Origin of the sequence: Streptomyces sp. NPDC051563 (assembly GCF_044454225.1) — a bacterium.
In the GTDB taxonomy this organism is placed as follows: Bacteria; Actinomycetota; Actinomycetes; order Streptomycetales; family Streptomycetaceae; genus Streptomyces.
In genome coordinates this window covers 95,829-114,023 of the sequence record NZ_JBITDL010000023.1, presented here as the reverse complement: position 1 = coordinate 114,023, position 18,195 = coordinate 95,829, and the positions used below count along the sequence as shown (strand labels likewise).

General features: G+C 72.8%; 14 protein-coding genes. 11 read left to right on the top strand and 3 right to left on the bottom strand.

Annotated elements, in window-relative coordinates; translation table 11 throughout:
- Positions 1-257 precede the first annotated feature (257 nt).
- From lepA to hemW, 3 genes are all read left to right on the top strand, one after another.
- Complete coding sequence (gene lepA / locus ACIA8F_RS26460) at positions 258-2,123, top strand: translation elongation factor 4 (RefSeq protein WP_399382389.1); 1,866 nt, start codon at positions 258-260, stop codon at positions 2,121-2,123.
- A 253-nt stretch (positions 2,124-2,376) separates the two neighbouring features.
- The gene (locus ACIA8F_RS26455; RefSeq protein WP_399382387.1) at positions 2,377-4,269 is read left to right on the top strand and encodes an AMP-dependent synthetase/ligase; all 1,893 of its coding nucleotides are present in this window, start codon (positions 2,377-2,379) and stop codon (positions 4,267-4,269) included.
- A 70-nt stretch (positions 4,270-4,339) separates the two neighbouring features.
- Positions 4,340-5,572, top strand: coding sequence for a radical SAM family heme chaperone HemW (hemW, locus tag ACIA8F_RS26450; protein WP_399382385.1), 1,233 nt, complete (start codon positions 4,340-4,342; stop codon positions 5,570-5,572).
- Positions 5,573-5,763: 191 nt separating this feature from the next.
- On the opposite strand, the gene ACIA8F_RS26445 is transcribed toward hemW, so the two are convergent.
- Complete coding sequence (locus ACIA8F_RS26445; RefSeq protein WP_399382383.1) at positions 5,764-6,561, bottom strand: DUF3097 domain-containing protein; 798 nt, start codon at positions 6,559-6,561, stop codon at positions 5,764-5,766.
- 28 nt (positions 6,562-6,589) lie between these two features.
- The gene (locus tag ACIA8F_RS26440; RefSeq protein ID WP_399382381.1) at positions 6,590-7,315 is read right to left on the bottom strand and encodes an MBL fold metallo-hydrolase; all 726 of its coding nucleotides are present in this window, start codon (positions 7,313-7,315) and stop codon (positions 6,590-6,592) included.
- Between the two features lie 153 nt (positions 7,316-7,468).
- Here ACIA8F_RS26440 and hrcA point away from each other — a divergent pair, with 153 nt between their 5' ends.
- The 6 genes from hrcA to ACIA8F_RS26410 all read left to right on the top strand — a co-directional run bounded on the left by hrcA (position 7,469) and on the right by ACIA8F_RS26410 (position 12,997).
- Positions 7,469-8,485, top strand: coding sequence for a heat-inducible transcriptional repressor HrcA (hrcA, locus tag ACIA8F_RS26435; RefSeq protein ID WP_382971119.1), 1,017 nt, complete (start codon positions 7,469-7,471; stop codon positions 8,483-8,485).
- Complete coding sequence (gene dnaJ / locus ACIA8F_RS26430; RefSeq protein WP_250739430.1) at positions 8,486-9,622, top strand: molecular chaperone DnaJ; 1,137 nt, start codon at positions 8,486-8,488, stop codon at positions 9,620-9,622.
- 191 nt (positions 9,623-9,813) lie between these two features.
- Positions 9,814-10,905, top strand: a complete 1,092-nt coding sequence (locus ACIA8F_RS26425; protein ID WP_399382380.1) for a nitronate monooxygenase — start codon at positions 9,814-9,816, stop codon at positions 10,903-10,905.
- Positions 10,902-11,648, top strand: a complete 747-nt coding sequence (locus tag ACIA8F_RS26420; RefSeq protein WP_399382378.1) for a 16S rRNA (uracil(1498)-N(3))-methyltransferase — start codon at positions 10,902-10,904, stop codon at positions 11,646-11,648. The genes ACIA8F_RS26425 and ACIA8F_RS26420 overlap by 4 nt, the downstream gene beginning before the upstream one ends.
- Positions 11,649-11,725: 77 nt before the next feature.
- Positions 11,726-12,085, top strand: coding sequence for a histidine triad nucleotide-binding protein (locus tag ACIA8F_RS26415; protein ID WP_399382376.1), 360 nt, complete (start codon positions 11,726-11,728; stop codon positions 12,083-12,085).
- Positions 12,086-12,088: 3 nt separating this feature from the next.
- Positions 12,089-12,997, top strand: a complete 909-nt coding sequence (locus ACIA8F_RS26410) for a ribonuclease Z (protein WP_399382374.1) — start codon at positions 12,089-12,091, stop codon at positions 12,995-12,997.
- Positions 12,998-13,937: 940 nt separating this feature from the next.
- On the opposite strand, the gene ACIA8F_RS26405 is transcribed toward ACIA8F_RS26410, so the two are convergent.
- Positions 13,938-15,365: an MFS transporter gene (locus ACIA8F_RS26405; RefSeq protein ID WP_399382372.1), complete on the bottom strand. Its 1,428-nt coding sequence runs from the start codon at positions 15,363-15,365 to the stop codon at positions 13,938-13,940.
- Positions 15,366-15,632: 267 nt separating this feature from the next.
- On the opposite strand from ACIA8F_RS26405, the gene ACIA8F_RS26400 reads away from it, so the two are divergent.
- Both ACIA8F_RS26400 and ACIA8F_RS26395 read left to right on the top strand, forming a co-directional pair.
- Complete coding sequence (locus ACIA8F_RS26400) at positions 15,633-16,730, top strand: carbohydrate kinase family protein (RefSeq protein WP_399382371.1); 1,098 nt, start codon at positions 15,633-15,635, stop codon at positions 16,728-16,730.
- Between the two features lie 411 nt (positions 16,731-17,141).
- Entirely contained in the window at positions 17,142-18,188 is a 1,047-nt protein-coding gene (locus ACIA8F_RS26395) for a PhoH family protein (RefSeq protein ID WP_399382369.1), read from the top strand.
- Positions 18,189-18,195 lie beyond the last annotated feature (7 nt).

Here is an 18,195-nt window from a genome sequence, read left to right as displayed (position 1 = left end):
AAAGAGCCTTTGCAGGTTCAGAGATTTGATCTTCGGATTGCGTCCCGTAGAGCTAGAGGGCACACGAGACACAGCTGCTCAGGTTACCAGCTGCCGTCCGACCGGCCCAAACCGAGCGCACTCCCCGGTTCATGGGACCATGGGAGTCTGCGTATAGATCCGACTAGGTAGATCCGACTAGGCCCGACCAGATCTGGTTTCGCGCAGACCGACGCCCACACTTCGTTTCGACTGCGACCCGAGAATCAGGACACTGCGTGCCCGCGATCCCCAGCCACGTGCCCGAGCCGAGCCGTACCGACCCGGCGCTGATCCGCAACTTCTGCATCATCGCGCACATCGACCACGGCAAGTCGACCCTTGCCGACCGGATGCTCCAGCTCACCGGTGTGGTGGACTCGCGGCAGATGCGCGCCCAGTACCTCGACCGCATGGACATCGAGCGTGAGCGCGGCATCACGATCAAGTCCCAGGCCGTGCGGCTGCCCTGGGCGCCGAACACGGGCGAGGACCAGGGCAAGACCCACGTCCTCAACATGATCGACACCCCGGGGCACGTCGACTTCACCTACGAGGTCTCGCGCTCCCTGGCGGCGTGCGAGGGCACGGTGCTCCTGGTGGACGCCGCCCAGGGCATCGAGGCGCAGACCCTCGCGAACCTGTACCTGGCGATGGAGAAGGACCTGGCGATCGTCCCGGTCCTGAACAAGATCGACCTGCCGGCCGCCCAGCCGGAGAAGTTCGCCGAGGAACTCGCGAACCTGGTCGGCTGCCAGCCCGAGGACGTCCTGCGCGTCTCGGCGAAGACCGGTCTCGGCGTGGACGTGCTGCTCGACAAGATCGTCGCCACGGTCCCGGCCCCGGTCGGCCCCAAGGACGCCCCGGCCCGCGCGATGATCTTCGACTCCGTGTACGACTCGTACCGCGGTGTCGTCACGTACGTGCGTGTGGTCGACGGCCAGCTCAACAAGCGCGAGCGCATCCGGATGATGTCGACCGGCGCCACGCACGAGCTGCTGGAGATCGGCGTCTCCTCCCCGGAGATGACCCCGGCCGACGGCATCGGCGTCGGCGAGGTGGGCTACATCATCACCGGCGTGAAGGACGTCCGTCAGTCCAAGGTCGGTGACACCATCACCAGCCTGAACAACGGTGCGACCGAGGCCCTCGGCGGCTACAAGGACCCGCGTCCGATGGTCTTCTCGGGCCTGTACCCGCTCGACGGCTCGGACTACCCGGACCTGCGTGAGGCCCTGGACAAGCTGCAGCTCAACGACGCCGCGCTGGTCTACGAGCCGGAGACCTCGGCGGCGCTCGGCTTCGGCTTCCGCGTCGGCTTCCTCGGCCTGCTCCACCTGGACGTGGTGCGCGAGCGCCTGGAGCGCGAGTTCGGCCTCGACCTGATCGCCACCGCGCCGAACGTGGTCTACCGCGTCGTCCTGGAGGACGGCAAGGAGGTCAACGTCACCAACCCGAGCGAGTTCCCCGAAGGCAAGATCAGGGACGTGTTCGAGCCGGTCGTCCGGGCCACCCTGCTCGCGCCCTCCGAGTTCATCGGCGCGATCATGGAGCTCTGCCAGCAGCGCCGCGGCACCCTCCTCGGGATGGACTACCTCTCCGAGGACCGGGTCGAGATCCGCTACACCCTCCCGCTCGCGGAGATCGTCTTCGACTTCTTCGACCAGCTGAAGTCCAAGACGCGCGGCTACGCCTCCCTCGACTACGAGCCCACCGGCGAGCAGGCCGGCAGCCTGGTCAAGGTCGACATCCTGCTGCACGGCGACAAGGTCGACGCCTTCTCCGCCGTCTGCCACAAGGACGCCGCCTACGCCTACGGCGTGCGCCTGGTGGCCAAGTTGCGCGAGCTCATCCCGCGGCAGGCCTTCGAGATCCCGATCCAGGCCGCCGTCGGCTCCCGCGTCATCGCCCGCGAGACCATCCGCGCCATCCGCAAGGACGTCCTCGCCAAGTGCTACGGCGGTGACATCTCCCGTAAGCGGAAGCTGCTGGAGAAGCAGAAGGAAGGCAAGAAGCGCATGAAGATGGTCGGCTCCGTGGAGGTCCCGCAGGAGGCCTTTATCGCCGTCCTCTCCAGCGACGAGTCCGGCGGCAAGAAGAAGTAGCCGCCGCGACGGCCGTCGATGCGAAGCAGGCCCCCGTGCTCCGGCGCGGGGGCCTGCTCCGTATACGGCCGGGTTCCGGCTCGTTCCGGCCGGGGACCGGAATGCGCGGTCGCGGGCGTCCGCTTCGTTATGAATCGGCGTCCCAGGGGCCCTTACGCGCCAGGCGGAGGGCCCCTAGTCTGATCACTGCTCGTTGGTTACTCGCCAGTTACAAGTCCTGTACATGCCCTGCCGCGTGGTCCGGAGGATGTCCGTGAGCGACACACAGACCTTGATCGAGAACCGTCCGCCCACCGTGGCGACCCTCTTCCTGGAGCGTGTCGCCGCCACGCCGAACGCCGAGGCCTACCGCTACCCGGTCCCCGCCGCGGACGGCAAGGGCGGCCCGGACGACTGGAAGTCGCTCAGCTGGGGACAGGCCGCCGATCGGGTCTTCGCCATCGCGGCCGGCCTCGTCGAGCTCGGGATCCAGCCGGAGCAGCGCGTCGCGCTGGCCTCCAACACCCGGGTCGAGTGGATCCTCGCGGACCTCGGCGTGATGTGCGCCGGCGGCGCCGTGACCACCATCTACCCGAGCACGAACGCGGAGGAGTCGGCCTTCATCCTCTCCGACTCCGAGAGCCGGATCCTGATCGCCGAGGACGCCGCGCAGCTGGCCAAGGCCCGCGAGCGCCGCGCCGACCTGCCCGAGCTGGCCCACGTCGTGGTCGTGGAGGCCGCCGACGCCGTCCCGGCCGACGGCGACCCCGAGGGCTGGGTGCTCTCGCTGGCCGACCTGGAGGCGCGCGGCCGCGAGTACCTGGCCAAGCACCCCGTGGTGGTCAAGGAGCGCATCGCGGCCATCACCGCCGACCAGCTCGCCACCCTGATCTACACCTCGGGCACCACCGGCCGCCCCAAGGGTGTGCGGCTGCCGCACGACAACTGGTCGTACATGGCCAAGGCCACCGTGGCCACCGGCCTGATCACCAAGGACGACGTCCAGTACCTCTGGCTGCCGCTCGCCCACGTCTTCGGCAAGGTGCTGACCTCCGGCCAGATCGAGGTGGGTCACGTCACCGCCGTCGACGGCCGCATCGACAAGATCATCGAGAACCTGCCGATCGTGCAGCCGACCTACATGGCGGCCGTCCCGCGCATCTTCGAGAAGGTCTACAACGGGGTCGCCGCCAAGGCCCGGGCCGGCGGCGGGGCCAAGTACAAGATCTTCCAGTGGTCCGTCGGCGTGGCCCGCGAGTACGCCAAGGTCACCCAGGACAACTTCCGCCGCACCGGCCGGGCGAGCGCCCCCCTGGGCCTCGCCACCAAGCACAAGGTCGCCGACGCGCTCGTCTTCTCCAAGCTCCGCGAGGCCTTCGGAGGCAACCTGCGCGCCGCCGTTTCCGGCGCCTCCGCCCTCGCCCCCGACATCGGCTACTTCTTCTCCGGCGCCGGCATCCACATTCTGGAGGGCTACGGACTCACCGAGTCCAGCGCCGCCTCCTTCGTCAACCCCGGCGAGGCCTACCGCACCGGCACCGTCGGCAAGCCGCTCCCCGGCACCGAGGTCCGCATCGCCGACGACGGCGAGGTGCTGCTGCGCGGCCCCGGCATCATGCAGGGCTACCACGGGCAGCCCGAGAAGACCGCCGAGGTGCTGGAGGCCGACGGCTGGCTGCACACGGGCGACATCGGCGAGCTCTCCGCCGACGGCTACCTGCGCATCACCGACCGCAAGAAGGACCTGATCAAGACCTCCGGCGGCAAGTACGTCGCCCCGGCGGAGATCGAGGGCCAGTTCAAGGCCCTCTGCCCCTACGTCTCCAGCATCGTCGTCCACGGCGCCGACCGGAACTTCTGCTCCGCCCTCATCGCCCTGGACGAGCCCTCGATCCTGGTCTGGGCCGCCGAAAGCGGCCTGGAGGGCAAGACGTACTCCCAGGTCCTGGCCGCGCCCGAGACCACCCGGCTCATCGAGACCTACGTGCAGACCCTCAACGAGGGCCTCCAGCGCTGGCAGACGGTCAAGAAGTTCCGCCTCCTGCCGCGCGACCTCGACGTGGAGCACGGCGACCTCACCCCGAGCCTCAAGCTGAAGCGGCCGGTCGTCGAGCGCGAGTTCAAGCACCTCATCGAGGAGATGTACGAGGGCTCCCGGGAGGCGTAGCACCGGGCGCGCGGTCCGGGGCGCCCGAGGGACCGTAAACGACCTTGGGGCAGTGCGGGACAATGGGCCCATGCCTTCCGCACTGCCCGATGGTGAACCCATGCCCGAAGACGGCTCGCTGCCGCCCCACGCCCTGGCGGGAGCGGGGGAGCGGCCCCTCGGGTTCTACCTGCACGTCCCCTACTGCGCCACGCGCTGCGGGTACTGCGACTTCAACACCTACACGGCCACCGAGCTGCGGGGCACCGGCGGCGTGCTCGCCTCCCGGGAGAACTACGCCGACACCCTGATCGACGAGGTCCGCCTGGCGCGGAAGGTGCTCGGGGACGACCCCCGGGCCGTCCGGACCGTGTTCGTGGGCGGCGGCACGCCCACGCTGCTGCCCGCCGGTGACCTCGTACGGATGCTCGCGGCGATCCGCGACGAATTCGGGCTGGCCGAGGACGCGGAGGTCACCACCGAGGCCAATCCGGAATCGGTGAACCCGGAGTACCTGGCCGAGCTGCGCGCCGGCGGCTTCAACCGGATCTCCTTCGGCATGCAGAGCGCGAAGCAGCACGTCCTGAAGGTCCTGGACCGCACGCACACACCCGGCCGGCCCGAGGCCTGCGTCGCGGAGGCGCGGGCGGCGGGCTTCGAGCACGTGAACCTGGACCTGATCTACGGCACGCCGGGGGAATCGGACGAGGACTGGCGGGCGTCGCTGTCGGCGGCGCTGGGCGCCGGGCCCGACCACATCAGCGCCTACGCGCTGATCGTGGAGGAGGGCACCCAGCTCGCGCGGCGGATCCGGCGAGGCGAGGTCCCGATGACCGACGACGACGTCCACGCCGACCGGTACCTGATCCTCGACGCGGTGATGGCCGAGGCGGGCTATTCCTGGTACGAGGTCTCGAACTGGGCCACCACCGAGGCCGGCCGCTGCCTGCACAACGAGCTGTACTGGCGCGGGGCCGACTGGTGGGGCGCCGGACCCGGTGCGCACTCGCACGTGGGCGGGGTGCGGTGGTGGAACGTGAAGCACCCCGGCGCGTATGCGGCGGCGCTGGCGGAGGGGCGGTCGCCCGGGGCCGGGCGGGAGCTCCTCTCGGAGGAGGACCGGCGGGTGGAGCGGATCCTGCTGGAGCTGCGGCTCGTGGACGGGGTGCCGCTGGCCCTGCTGGCGCCTGCGGGGCTCGCCGCGGCCGGGCGGGCCCTGGCGGACGGTCTTCTCGAAGCGGGCCCGTACGGGGCCGGGCGGGCCGTTCTGACCCTGCGTGGACGGCTGCTGGCCGACGCGGTGGTCCGCGACCTGGTGGACTAGCCCCGTCCGGGGTGTTGCCGGGGCCCTGCGGGGCCGTCCCCTACCCGCCCTTCCACCGTTCCCCGGGGCTGCGCCCCGGACCCGTTGCCGGGTGCGGCGCCGTTGCCGGGGGCCAGCCCCCGGGCCCCCGCGCCTCAAACGCCGGCGAGGCTGGATTTTCGCCGGCGCTGGAGCCCCGCGCGCCGTGTGAGCTACGCCGTCACGTGGTCGATCAGGTGCTCCACCGCGCCCAGGAGGGTGGGCTCCAGGTCCTTGTACGAGGTCACGCGGGACAGGATGTGCTGCCAGGCGGCGCCGGTGTTCTCCGGCCAGCCCAGGGCGCGGCAGATGCCCGTCTTCCAGTCCTGGCCGGGCGGGATGACGGGCCAGGCGCGGATGCCCAGGGCGGAGGGCTTCACCGCCTGCCAGACGTCCACGTACGGGTGGCCCACGATCAGGACGTGCGGGGAGGTCACCGAGGCGGCGATGCGGGACTCCTTGGAGCCCGGGACCAGGTGGTCCACCAGGATGCCCAGGCGGGCGTCGGCGGCGGGGGCGAAGTCGGCGACGACGGCCGGGAGGTCGTCGATGCCCTCCAGGTACTCCACCACGACGCCCTCGATCCGCAGGTCGTCGCCCCACACCCGCTCGACCAGTTCGGCGTCGTGGCGGCCCTCCACGTAGATCCGGCCCGCCCGGGCCACCCGCGCCCGGGCCCCGGGGACGGCGAGGGAGCCCGAGGCCGTACGGGCCGGGGCGGCCGGGCCCCGCGCGGGGCGGGTCAGGGTGACCACCGCGCCGTCCAGGAGGAAGCCGCGGGGTTCGAGGGGGAAGACGCGGCGCTTGCCGAAGCGGTCCTCCAGGGTGACCGTGCCGGCCTCGCAGGCCACCACCGCGCCGCAGAAGTCCGTACCCGCCACCTCGACCACCAGGTCCGGATCGGCCGGGACCTCGGGGACGGGCTTGGAGCGCTTCCACTGGGGGGTCAGGTCGGGGGAGTACTCGCGCATCCGGCCGAGGGTAGGAGAACGGGCCGGTTCAGTGGTCCGACACGCCGAAGCGGGCGGCCAGTGTGTCGCGTTGGGCACGGACGAAGGCCGCGTCGACCACCGCTCCGTGACCCGGTACGTACAGAGCGTCGTCCCCGCCCAGGGCGAGGAGCCGGTCCAGGGCCGCCGGCCACTGCCGCGGCGCCGCGTCCGGGCCCGCCTGCGGCTCGCCCGATTCCTCGACCAGGTCGCCGCAGAAGACCACCTCGCGCGCACCGGGCACGAAGGCGGCCAGATCGTGCCGGGTGTGCCCCGGGCCCACGTTCGCCAGCAGCACCTGCACCCCGCCCAGGTCGAGCGTCCACTCGCCCGACACCAGGTGCCGGGGGAGCACCAGCAGATCCGCCGCCTCGGCCGCCTCGGCGGGCGCCAGGCCGTGCCGGACCGCGTCGGCCCGCAGCTCTTCCCGGCTCACCGAGAGCAGGGAGTCCAGCCCGACCGGACCGTAGATCTCGGCGCCCGCGAACGCCGCCCCGCCCAGTACGTGGTCGAAATGTCCGTGTGTGAATGCGAGATGGGTCACGCGCCGGCCCGCCAGCCGCTCGGCCTCGGCCCGTACCTGCGCCCCTTCCCGCAGGGAGGAACCCGGGTCGATCAGAAGGGCGGAATCCTCGCCCACCACCAGTCCCACGGTGCAGTCCCACACCGGCAGGCGCTTTCGGCCGGCCCGTTCGGCGAGCCGTTCCCAGCCCGCCTCTTCCCAACGCACGTCCATGCCGCGACGCTACCTTGGCGGGCCGCCCTTGCTAGGGGTGTACCACCCCGCCGTACACTGACCGGGGGATCTCTGGCACTCGAACGCTCAGAGTGCCAGCAGGCAGGACCTGCCGAAGCCGCGAACGACGGAAACGATGGAGGTGTGCGCGCGATGCTCAGCGAACGCAGACTCGAAGTGCTGCGCGCCATCGTCCAGGACTACGTCGGCACGGAGGAGCCCGTCGGCTCCAAGGCGCTCACCGAGCGGCACCGCCTCGGCGTGTCGCCCGCCACCGTGCGCAACGACATGGCCGTGCTGGAGGACGAGGGCTACATCGCCCAGCCCCACACCAGCGCCGGCCGGATCCCCACCGACAAGGGCTACCGCCTCTTCGTCGACAAGCTGGCGGGGGTCAAACCGCTGTCGACGCCCGAGCGCCGGGCCATCCAGAACTTCCTCGACGGGGCCGTGGACCTCGACGACGTCGTCGGCCGTACGGTGCGGCTGCTCGCGCAGCTCACCCGGCAGGTCGCCGTCGTCCAGTACCCCTCGCTGACCCGGTCCACCGTCCGGCACGTGGAACTGCTCTCGCTGGCCCCGGCCCGCCTGATGCTCGTCCTCATCACGGACACCGGCCGGGTCGAGCAGCGGCTCGTCGACTGCCAGGCCCCCTTCGGGGAGGCCTCGCTCGCGGACCTGCGGGCCCGCCTCAACAGCCGAGTCGTCGGCCGCCGGTTCACCGACGTGCCGCCGCTGGTGAAGGACCTTCCGGAGTCCTTCGAGAACGAGGACCGGGTGACGGTGCGAGCCGTCCTCGACACCCTCCTCGAAACGCTGGTCGAGGAGGCGGAGGAGCGGCTGATGATCGGCGGCACCGCCAACCTCACCCGCTTCGGACACGATTTTCCCCTGACGATCAGGCCGGTGCTCGAAGCGCTGGAGGAGCAGGTCGTGCTCCTCAAGCTGCTGGGCGAGGCCAGTGAGTCGGGAATGGCCGTAAAGATCGGGCATGAGAACGCCTACGAGGGACTGAACTCCACGTCCGTCGTCTCGGTCGGCTACGGTTCGGGCGGCGAAGCAGTCGCCAAACTCGGCGTGGTCGGACCGACCCGCATGGACTACCCCGGAACGATGGGAGCGGTACGCGCAGTGGCACGTTACGTCGGACAGATCCTGGCGGAGTCGTAAGTGGCCACGGACTACTACGCCGTTCTCGGCGTGCGCCGCGACGCATCGCAGGACGAGATCAAGAAGGCATTCCGGCGGCTCGCCCGCGAGCTGCACCCGGATGTGAACCCCGATCCCAAGACGCAAGAGCGTTTCAAGGAGATCAACGCCGCCTACGAGGTCCTCTCGGACCCGCAGAAGAAGCAGGTCTTCGACCTCGGCGGCGACCCGCTGTCCTCCTCGGGCGGCGGCGGAGCCGGCGGCTTCGGAGCGGGCGGCTTCGGCAACTTCTCCGACATCATGGACGCCTTCTTCGGCCAGTCCTCGCAGCGCGGACCGCGCTCGCGGACCCGCCGCGGCCAGGACGCCATGATCCGCCTCGACCTGGAACTGGACGAGGCCGCCTTCGGCACGACCAAGGACATCCAGGTCGACACGGCCGTCGTCTGCACCACCTGCTCCGGCGAGGGCGCTGCACCCGGCACCTCGGCGCAGACGTGTGACATGTGCCGCGGCCGCGGTGAGGTCTCGCAGGTCACCCGGTCCTTCCTGGGCCAGGTCATGACCTCGCGCCCCTGCCCGCAGTGCCAGGGCTTCGGCACCGTGGTCCCGACCCCGTGCCCCGAGTGCGCGGGCGACGGCCGGGTCCGCTCCCGCCGCAGCCTCACCGTCAAGATCCCGGCCGGCGTCGAGAACGGCACCCGGATCCAGCTCGCGGGCGAAGGCGAGGTCGGCCCCGGCGGCGGCCCCGCCGGCGACCTGTACGTGGAGATCCACGAGCTGCCGCACCCGACCTTCCAGCGGCGCGGGGACGACCTGCACTGCACGGTCACCATCCCGATGACCGCGGCGGCCCTGGGCACCAAGTGCCCGCTGGAGACGCTGGACGGCCTGGAAGAGATCGACATCCGGCCCGGCACCGGCTCCGGGCAGGCGATCCCGCTGCACGGCCGCGGCGTGACCCACCTGCGCGGTGGCGGACGCGGCGACCTGATCGTGCACGTCGAGGTCACCACCCCCGGCAAGCTGGACCCGGCGCAGGAGGACCTGCTGCGCCAGCTGGCCAAGCTGCGCGGCGAGGAGCGGCCGATGGGCCAGTTCGCACCGGGTCAGCAAGGCCTGTTCAGCCGCCTGAAGGACGCCTTCAACGGGCGCTGAGCGACGCCTTCGACGGACGCCGAGCAGCGTACGAGCACACCTGCGAGCCCGGTCCGGGGATGCCCCGGACCGGGCTCGCGGCATGCGCGACGCCGCCGCGGCGGCGGTATTCGGGCACCCCGGGGAAGGGGACTATGCCAGGCGAATGCCGTGATTCGGTCCCGTGAGCGGGACATGGCACGATGCAGCTCATGTCCTCCGCACCGAACGGTCTCTTCGCGTACCCGATCGTGCAGGCGCCCATGGCGGGCGGCGCGTCCTGCCCGCCGCTCGCGGCCGCCGTGTGCGAAGCGGGCGGACTGGGCTTCCTCGCCGGCGGCTACAAGACCGCGGACGGCATGTACCAGGAGATCAAGCGGCTGCGCGCGCTCACCCGCCGCCCCTTCGGCGTCAACCTCTTCCTGCCGCAGACCTCCCACGCGGACCCGGCCGCCCTGGAGGTCTACCGCGGGCACCTCGCCAGTGAGGCCTCCTGGTACGAGATCTCCCTCGCCGACGAGGACATCATCGGCACCAGCGACGACGGCTACGACGCCAAACTGGCCATTCTCATCGAAGACCCGGTCCCCGTGGTCTCCTTCACCTTCGGCCTGCCCTCGCCCGCGGCCTTCACCTGCCTGCGCAACGTCGGTACGTACACGATCGCCACCGTCACCTCCGTCGAGGAGGCCCGCGCCGCCCAGGCGGCCGGCGCCGACGCCGTCTGCGTCCAGGGCGTGGAGGCGGGCGGCCACCAGGGCACCCACCGCGACGACCCGCAGGGCGACGGCACGGCCGGAGTCGGCCTGCTCGCGCTCGTCGCGCAGGTGCGCGAGGCCGTGGCCCTCCCGATCATCGCGGCGGGCGGCCTGATGCGCGGCTCGCAGATCGCCGCGCTGCTCGCCGCGGGCGCCGAGGCCGCGCAGCTCGGTACGGCCTTCCTGGCCTGCCCGGAGTCCGGCGCGCACCCCCTGCACAAGAAGGCGCTGACCGACCCGCTGTTCGTCCGGACGGAGCTGACCCGGGCCTTCTCGGGGCGGCCGGCCCGCGGACTGGTCAACCGGTTCATGCGCGAGCACGGCCCGTACGCCCCGGCCGCGTACCCGCAGGTGCACCACCTGACCGCGCCGCTGCGCAAGGCCGCCGCCGATGCCGGGGACCCGCAGGGCATGGCCCTGTGGGCGGGCCAGGGGCACCGGCTGGCGCGGGCCCTGCCGGCCGGGGAACTGGTGGAGGTGCTCGCGGCGGAACTCGGCGCGGCACAGAACGCATTGAAGGCAATGCAGATGAGGAGTGCGTCATGACCGCCCCGGTGTTCGTGGTGGAAAAGGTTCCCGCGGGACCGGAGTTCGTCTTGGACGGTCCCGAAGGCCGCCACGCGGTCTCCGTGAAGCGGCTGGCCCCCGGCGAGGACGTGGTCCTGACCGACGGCCTGGGCCGGTGGACCGAGGGCGTGGTCAAGGCGGCGGAGGGCAAGGACCGTCTGGTGATCACGGACCTGGAGTCCGTCCTGGAGGAGCCCGAGCCCACCATCCGGATCACCGTCGTCCAGGCCCTGCCCAAGGGCGACCGGGGCGAGGTCGCCGTCGAGACCATGACGGAGACCGGCGTCGACGCGATCGTGCCCTGGCAGGCCTCGCGCTGCATCACCCAGTGGCGCGGCGACCGGGGCGCCAAATCCCTCGCGAAGTGGCGGGCCACCGCCCGGGAATCCGGCAAGCAGTCCCGCCGGGTCCGCTTCCCCGAGGTCGCCGAGGCGCTGTCGACCAAGCAGGTCGCGGCGCTGCTCGCGGAGGCCGACCTCGCGGTGGTCCTGCACGAGGACCGGGACACGCCCTCGGGCGCGCTGGCCACCGCCGAACTGCCGGCCGCCGGCTCCATCGTCCTGGTCGTCGGACCCGAGGGCGGGGTCTCCCCGGACGAGCTCGCCGCCTTCGCGGCGGCCGGAGCGCACCCGTACCGGCTGGGCCGCTCGGTGCTGCGCACCTCCACGGCGGGCACGGCCGCGGCGGCGGTCCTGCTGGCGCGGACGGGACGCTGGTCCTGACCGGTCCGGCCGGCGGGGGTGGCGGTGGATACCATGCCGGAACCGATCACCGTCACCCGTCACGAAGGGCTCAGCACATGGCCGGGGAACCGCAGGCCGACTGCCTGTTCTGCAAGATCGTCGCGGGGAGCATTCCCGCGACGGTCGTCCGGGAGACGGACACCACCGTCGCCTTCCGCGACATCAACCCGCAGGCACCCACCCACGTCCTCGTGATCCCGAAGGCGCACTATCCCGACGCCGTCTCCCTCGCGGCCGCCGAGCCCGGGATCGCCGCCGACGTCCTGACCGAGGCCGGCCGCGTCGCAGCCGACGAGGGGCTCACCGAGAGCGGCTACCGCCTCGTCTTCAACACCGGCGCCGGCGCCGGCCAGGTGGTCTTCCACGCCCACGCGCACGTCCTCGGCGGCCGCGGCTTCGAATGGCCCCCGGGATAAACCGTGTCCGTACGCGAATTCGTGGTGCTCGGCACCGCCAGCCAGGTGCCCACCCGCCACCGCAACCACAACGGCTACCTGCTGCGCTGGGACGGCGAGGGCATCCTCTTCGATCCCGGCGAGGGCACCCAGCGCCAGATGCTGCGCGCCGGGGTGGCCGCGCACGACATCAACCGGATCTGCGTCACCCACTTCCACGGTGACCACAGCCTCGGCCTCGCCGGGGTCATCCAGCGGATCAACCTCGACCGGGTCCCGCACCCCGTCACCGCCCACTACCCGGCCTCCGGACAGAAGTTCTTCGACCGGCTGCGGTACGCCACGGCCTACCGCGAGACCGTGCGGATCGCGGAGGAGCCGGTGGCCGAGGACGGGATCCTGGCGCGCGGGGACGCGTACACCCTGGACGCCGTACGCCTCTCGCACCCGGTGGAGTCCTTCGGCTACCGGCTCACCGAGGCCGACGGGCGCCGGATACGGCCCGAACTGCTCGCGCTCCACGGCATCAAGGGGCCCGACGTGGGCCGGATCCAGCGCGAGGGCAGCCTCGGCGGGGTCACCCTCGACGAGGTCAGCGAGGCGCGGGCCGGACAGCGGTTCGCCTTCGTCATGGACACCCGGCTCTGCGAGGGCGTGGAAGCGCTCGCGGCGGGCTGCGACATGCTGGTGATCGAGTCGACCTTCCTCGACGAGGACGTCCAACTGGCCACCGACCACGGGCACCTCACCGCGGGACAGGCGGCGCGGGTGGCGCGGGACGGGGGCGTGCGGCATCTCGTGCTGACGCACTTCTCGCAGCGGTACCCGGATCCGGCGGAGTTCGAGCGGCAGGCCCGGGCGGCCGGCTTCGAGGGCGAACTGACGATCGCCGCGGATCTCGTACGGGTCCCCGTGCCGAAGCGGGCCGGCTAGGCCGGGCCGCTCTCCGCCTGCCCCCTCCGGTCCTCTCCCGCCGGCTCCTGCCGGCTCTTTGTATCCGCACCTCGCCGTGCGGATGCTTGGGGTGCCGCCGCCCGCACCTTCGCGGGCGTGTCCGCAACGGCGGAGCGGCGCTCGGGCGAGGGGGAGAGATGACCGGAAGACCAGGGCCGGCGGGGTTCGGGAGCGGCTCGTCGGGGCCGGGGCCACGGGAGGGTGACCGGGCTGGCTGCCGCGGAGGCGGCCTTCGGGGGCGGCGGGTTCGGGCAGTCGATGAAGGAGGCGGGCTTCGAGGGGTTCCGGGACCCGGATCGCGACGGAGCGCGGGACCAGGACGGGTCGCCGGATCGCGACGGAGCGCCGGACCGGGACGGGGCCGGTGCCGCGGAGGCCGACGCCCGGCCCGAGGAGGCCGGGGGCGGGGCGGCCGGGGACGAGGTCTCCTCGGCCGAGAGCCACGTCGAGGACGACGCCGGCGCCGAAGCGTCCGCGGCCCCTGGCGGCGACGGCTCCGATGCCGGTGGGGCCGCGGACGGCGCCGGGGCCGACAGGGCGTCGGGCGGGTCGGCAGGGGCCGCGGACGGCGCCGGGGCCGACAGGGCGTCTGGCGGGGCGGTAGGGGCCGCGGACGGCGCCGGGGCCGACAGAGCGTCGGGTGGGGCGGTAGGGGCCGCGGACGGCGCCGGGGCCGACAGAGCGTCTGGCGGGGCGGTAGGGGCCCCGGACGGCCCCCCGGCCCGGGCGCCGGGCGGGGCGGCAGGAGAGGGCGAGCGGTAGGGGCGGGCGCGGGAGCCTGCGGAGCGGAGCCGGTGCCCGCCTCCCGGCACGGCCGCGGGCGTACGGGTACGGGCCGACCGCCAAGGTGCCGCGCCCGTACGGGAGATGCGGGCGCGGGACGGTGCGGGCCTGACCGGCCGGGGCCGGACGGGACGGCCTACACGCCGGTCCCCACCCGTCGCCGGATCTTGTCGCGGGTGCGGCGGGTTGCCGCCGGGGAGAGCAGCAGGACCCGGAGCGGCGGCAGGCGCAGCGGGCGGGTGCGGAGCTGCGCGAGTTCGACGACCTCCAGCTCCTGCGCACCGACCCGCGGTACGGAGCCGGCCGGTGTGCCCGCTCCGGCGGCGAGCACGGCCGCCGGGGCCCCGCCGCGGCGGCGCACCGAGCCCGGGGTCAGGGGGCGTCCGCCGACGTGCAGGGCGACTCCGGCCATCGGCCCGGCCACCGCGAGCAGCAGGCCCCCGAGGACCAGGCCCATGCCGGGGAACCCCGCGCCCTCGGCGAGCAGGCTCCCGGTGACGGGCCCGCAGGCCACCCCGAGCGAGGACGCGGAACCGACCAGGACGGCCCAGCGGCCGCGCGGGTCGAGGGCGGCGGCGAGGCCGATGGCGTAGGAGAGCACGACGGGGTAGACCGCGTTCCACAGGATCTCCCCGGCGGCGAAGGAGCCAAGGTCCCGCGCGTGCGAGGCCAGCACCACGCAGCAGGCGATGACCGCGGTGCCCACGCCCACCGGGACCGCGCGCCCGAGCCGGGCCCCGAGCGCGGAGGCGGCGGTGACCCCGAGCAGCCCGGCGCCGAGCGCGGCGGCGAAGACGATCCCGAGCGTGACCTCGGACAGGCCCGCCTGCTGCGCGCCGATGCGGCCGCTGACGCCCCACAGGGCGTTCTGGGCCAGGGACCACAGCATCAGGGCCCCGGCGAGGATCATGCCGGCGCGCGGGTAGGGCAGCCGCGCGGAGGCCCGTACGGCCCGGGCGGTGCCGTCGGCACGGTCCTGGCGGTCCGGGGTGGCCGGGGTCCCCGGGGCTTCCGGGCGGTCGGCCCCGGGCAGGTGCCGCGTCGCGGGCCAGCAGACCAGCGCGACCAGGGCGATCGCCGCGAACGGCAGCCCGTGCCCGCCGCCGAGCCGCGGCAGGGTCAGGTACAGGGCCCCGGCCGTGGCCGACACCGACAGCAGCCCCAGGGCGGAGGTCCGGTGCGGGTCGCGCTGCGCGGCGATGCCGGAGGCGGCCACGGCGGTGGCGGTGCCCGAGCCGAAGCCGCCGAGGACGGCGCCCGTGATGACGAGGGGGAGCTGCGCGGTGGCGGCCGCCGTGCCGTAGCCGAGGACGGCGAGCAGCAGACCGAGCCGGGCCAGGGGGCGCGGGCCGTGCCGTGGGATGCGGGAGGCGAGGGTGAATCCGGCGGCGGCCGAGCCGAGGAGCAGGGCGGAGCCGATCAGGCCGGCCTGCGCGGGGCTCAGCGGGAGGTGCGCGTCGAGCCGGCCGACGACGGTCGGCAGCAGGTACGGGGCGACGTAACCGGAGGTGAAGAGCGCGACGAGCGGCCAGGCGGCGGGCGGCGCGGGGGTGCGGTCGGGCACGGATGATCCAGGAGTGGTGCAGGTGGAGCGCGAGATTCCGCAAGACCGCGGGGCTCATATTTATCAAGCGCCCCGATATCCGGAGAAGAGCGTTCGTGCGGTGATCTGCGTCACACTGTATTCCGGGCCCGCCCGGGAGGGAGGGCCTGACGGCGGACGCGGGTTGAACCCCATGGTGAACCCCATAGGGAAGTCCGATCGCGAGGCCCAGTGAAGAAACGACCCGCCAAGATCAGAACGCGCACCGAACCGAACGGGGAGTACAACGTGACCAGTCGCAGCAGCCGGGACAGCCTCGACTCCGCCGTGGACCCGCTCGGTCCGCTGCGCGATCCCCAAGAACCGGGCTGCGACGTCTTCCTGACGGGCACGGTGTTCCTCGACATCATCTTCACCGGCCTCGACTCCGCCCCCGTGCGCGGCACCGAGTCCTGGGCGCGCGGCATGGGTTCCAGCCCCGGCGGCGTCGCCAACATGGCCACCGCCCTCGCCCGGCTCGGCCTGCGCACCTCCCTGGCCGCCGCCTTCGGGGACGACCACTACGGGGAGTACTGCTGGGACGCGCTCGAACAGGGCGAGGGCATCGACCTGTCGATGTCGCGGACCGTGCCCGGCTGGCACAGCCCCGTCACCGTCTCGATGGCGTACGAGGGCGAGCGCACGATGGTCTCCCACGGCCACGAGGCCCCGCTCCCGGCGGACCCCGGCCCGTTCCCCCAGTGCCCGCCCCGTGCCCGCGCGGCCGTGGCCTCGCTCGGCCCGGGCGGCGGCGAGGCCTGGGTCGCCGAGGCGGCCCGGCGCGGGGCCCGGGTCTTCGCCGACGTCGGCTGGGACGACAGCGGGCGCTGGGATCTGGGGGCGCTCGCCGACCTGGAGCACTGCGAGGCCTTCCTGCCCAACGCGGGGGAGGCGATGGCCTACACGCGCACCGACTGCCCGCGCGCGGCGGCGCGGGCGCTGGCCGAGAAGGTGCCGATCGCGGTGGTGACGATGGGCGCCGAGGGCTCGTACGCGGTGGACGGGCGGACCGGGGAGACGGCCGAGGTCCCCGCGATCGCGGTCGACGCCCTGGACCCAACCGGGGCGGGCGACGTGTACGTGGCGGGCTTCCTCACCGGCACCCTCGCCGAGTGGCCCCTCGCGGACCGGCTCGCCTTCGCGGGCCTGACGGCGGCCCTGTCGGTGCAGGAGTTCGGCGGCTCCCTGTCGGCCCCCGGCTGGCCGGAGGTGGCCCACTGGTGGCGCACCGCCCCGGAGGCCCTGCGCGGCCGCTACGGCTTCCTCGACGACCTCGTCCCCCGAGCCGCCGCCCCCGCCAGCCGCCGCCGCGCGGTCCCGACGATCGGCTTCCGCCAATCGGCGTAGTCCCGGACCGCCCGGAAAACCCGGGCAGGACCCCGCCCCCGGCCTCGTGCGCCCCCGCACCCGACGCCGCCCGCGCCTGCCTGCGCCCGGGGCGCAGCCGCCCGGCCCTCGGCCCCGGGCACCCCGTTCGAGGCCGCCCAGCACCCGGCTGGGTGGCACGTCGGCCCCCGTGCCTCCCGGCCCCCCGCCCCCGGGTCCACGTCCGCCACGCGCGCGAGCGGTAGGGCGTCGTGGGAGGGGTGGGATCGGGCCGGTGGACGGTCGGGGCTGGGGGCGATGGGGGAGGGGGCGTAAGGGAGCGGGGAAAACCCCTCGGGGATGGCGGGGTGGCGACGTACGCTTGGAAGTCCGGTGGCCGTCGATCGGCGCGGCCCCTCAGTGGGAGGTATGCGCAGGCCACAGTGCCGGCCCATGACTCAGACACCGACAGCCAAATCCCCCGCGCCGGGACAGGCGCGAGCCCACTTCTCCGTACCGGCCACCCACCCGATGGTGTCCGTCCTCGGCTCGGGCGACGCCTTGTTGCGCGTGATCGAGAAGGCCTTCCCGAGGGCCGACATCCATGTTCGGGGCAATCAGGTCAGTGCGGTCGGCGCGACGGCGGAAGTCGCGATGATCCAGCGCCTGTTCGACGAGATGATGCTGGTGCTCCGCACCGGGCAGCCGATGACGGAGGACGCAGTGGAACGCTCGATCGCCATGCTCAAGTCGAGCGGCAACGGGGACGGGCCGGACGAGACGCCGGCCGAGGTGCTCACCCAGAACATCCTCTCCAGCCGCGGCCGCACCATCCGCCCCAAGACGCTCAACCAGAAGCGGTACGTCGACGCGATCGACAAGCACACGATCGTCTTCGGCATCGGCCCCGCCGGTACCGGCAAGACCTACCTCGCCATGGCCAAGGCGGTCCAGGCCCTGCAGTCCAAGCAGGTCAGCCGGATCATCCTGACCCGTCCGGCGGTCGAGGCGGGCGAGCGCCTGGGATTCCTCCCCGGAACCCTCTTCGACAAGATCGACCCGTACCTGCGGCCGCTCTACGACGCCCTGCACGACATGATCGACCCGGACTCGATCCCGCGGCTGATGGCGGCGGGGACGATCGAGGTGGCGCCGCTGGCCTACATGCGCGGCCGGACGCTCAACGAGGCCTTCGTGGTCCTCGACGAGGCGCAGAACACCACCCCCGAGCAGATGAAGATGTTCCTGACCCGGCTCGGGTTCGACTCGAAGATCGTCGTCACCGGCGACGTGACCCAGGTCGACCTCCCGGGCGGTGCCAAGAGCGGTCTGCGGCAGGTGCAGGACATCCTCGAAGGCGTTCCGGACATCGCCTTCTCGCGGCTCACGTCCGAGGATGTCGTCCGGCACAAGCTGGTCGGCCGTATCGTCGACGCGTACGAGAAGTACGACGACAGCCAGGACGCGAAGCAGTCGCGGAACGGCTTCCAGCGGAAGTAGACACCAG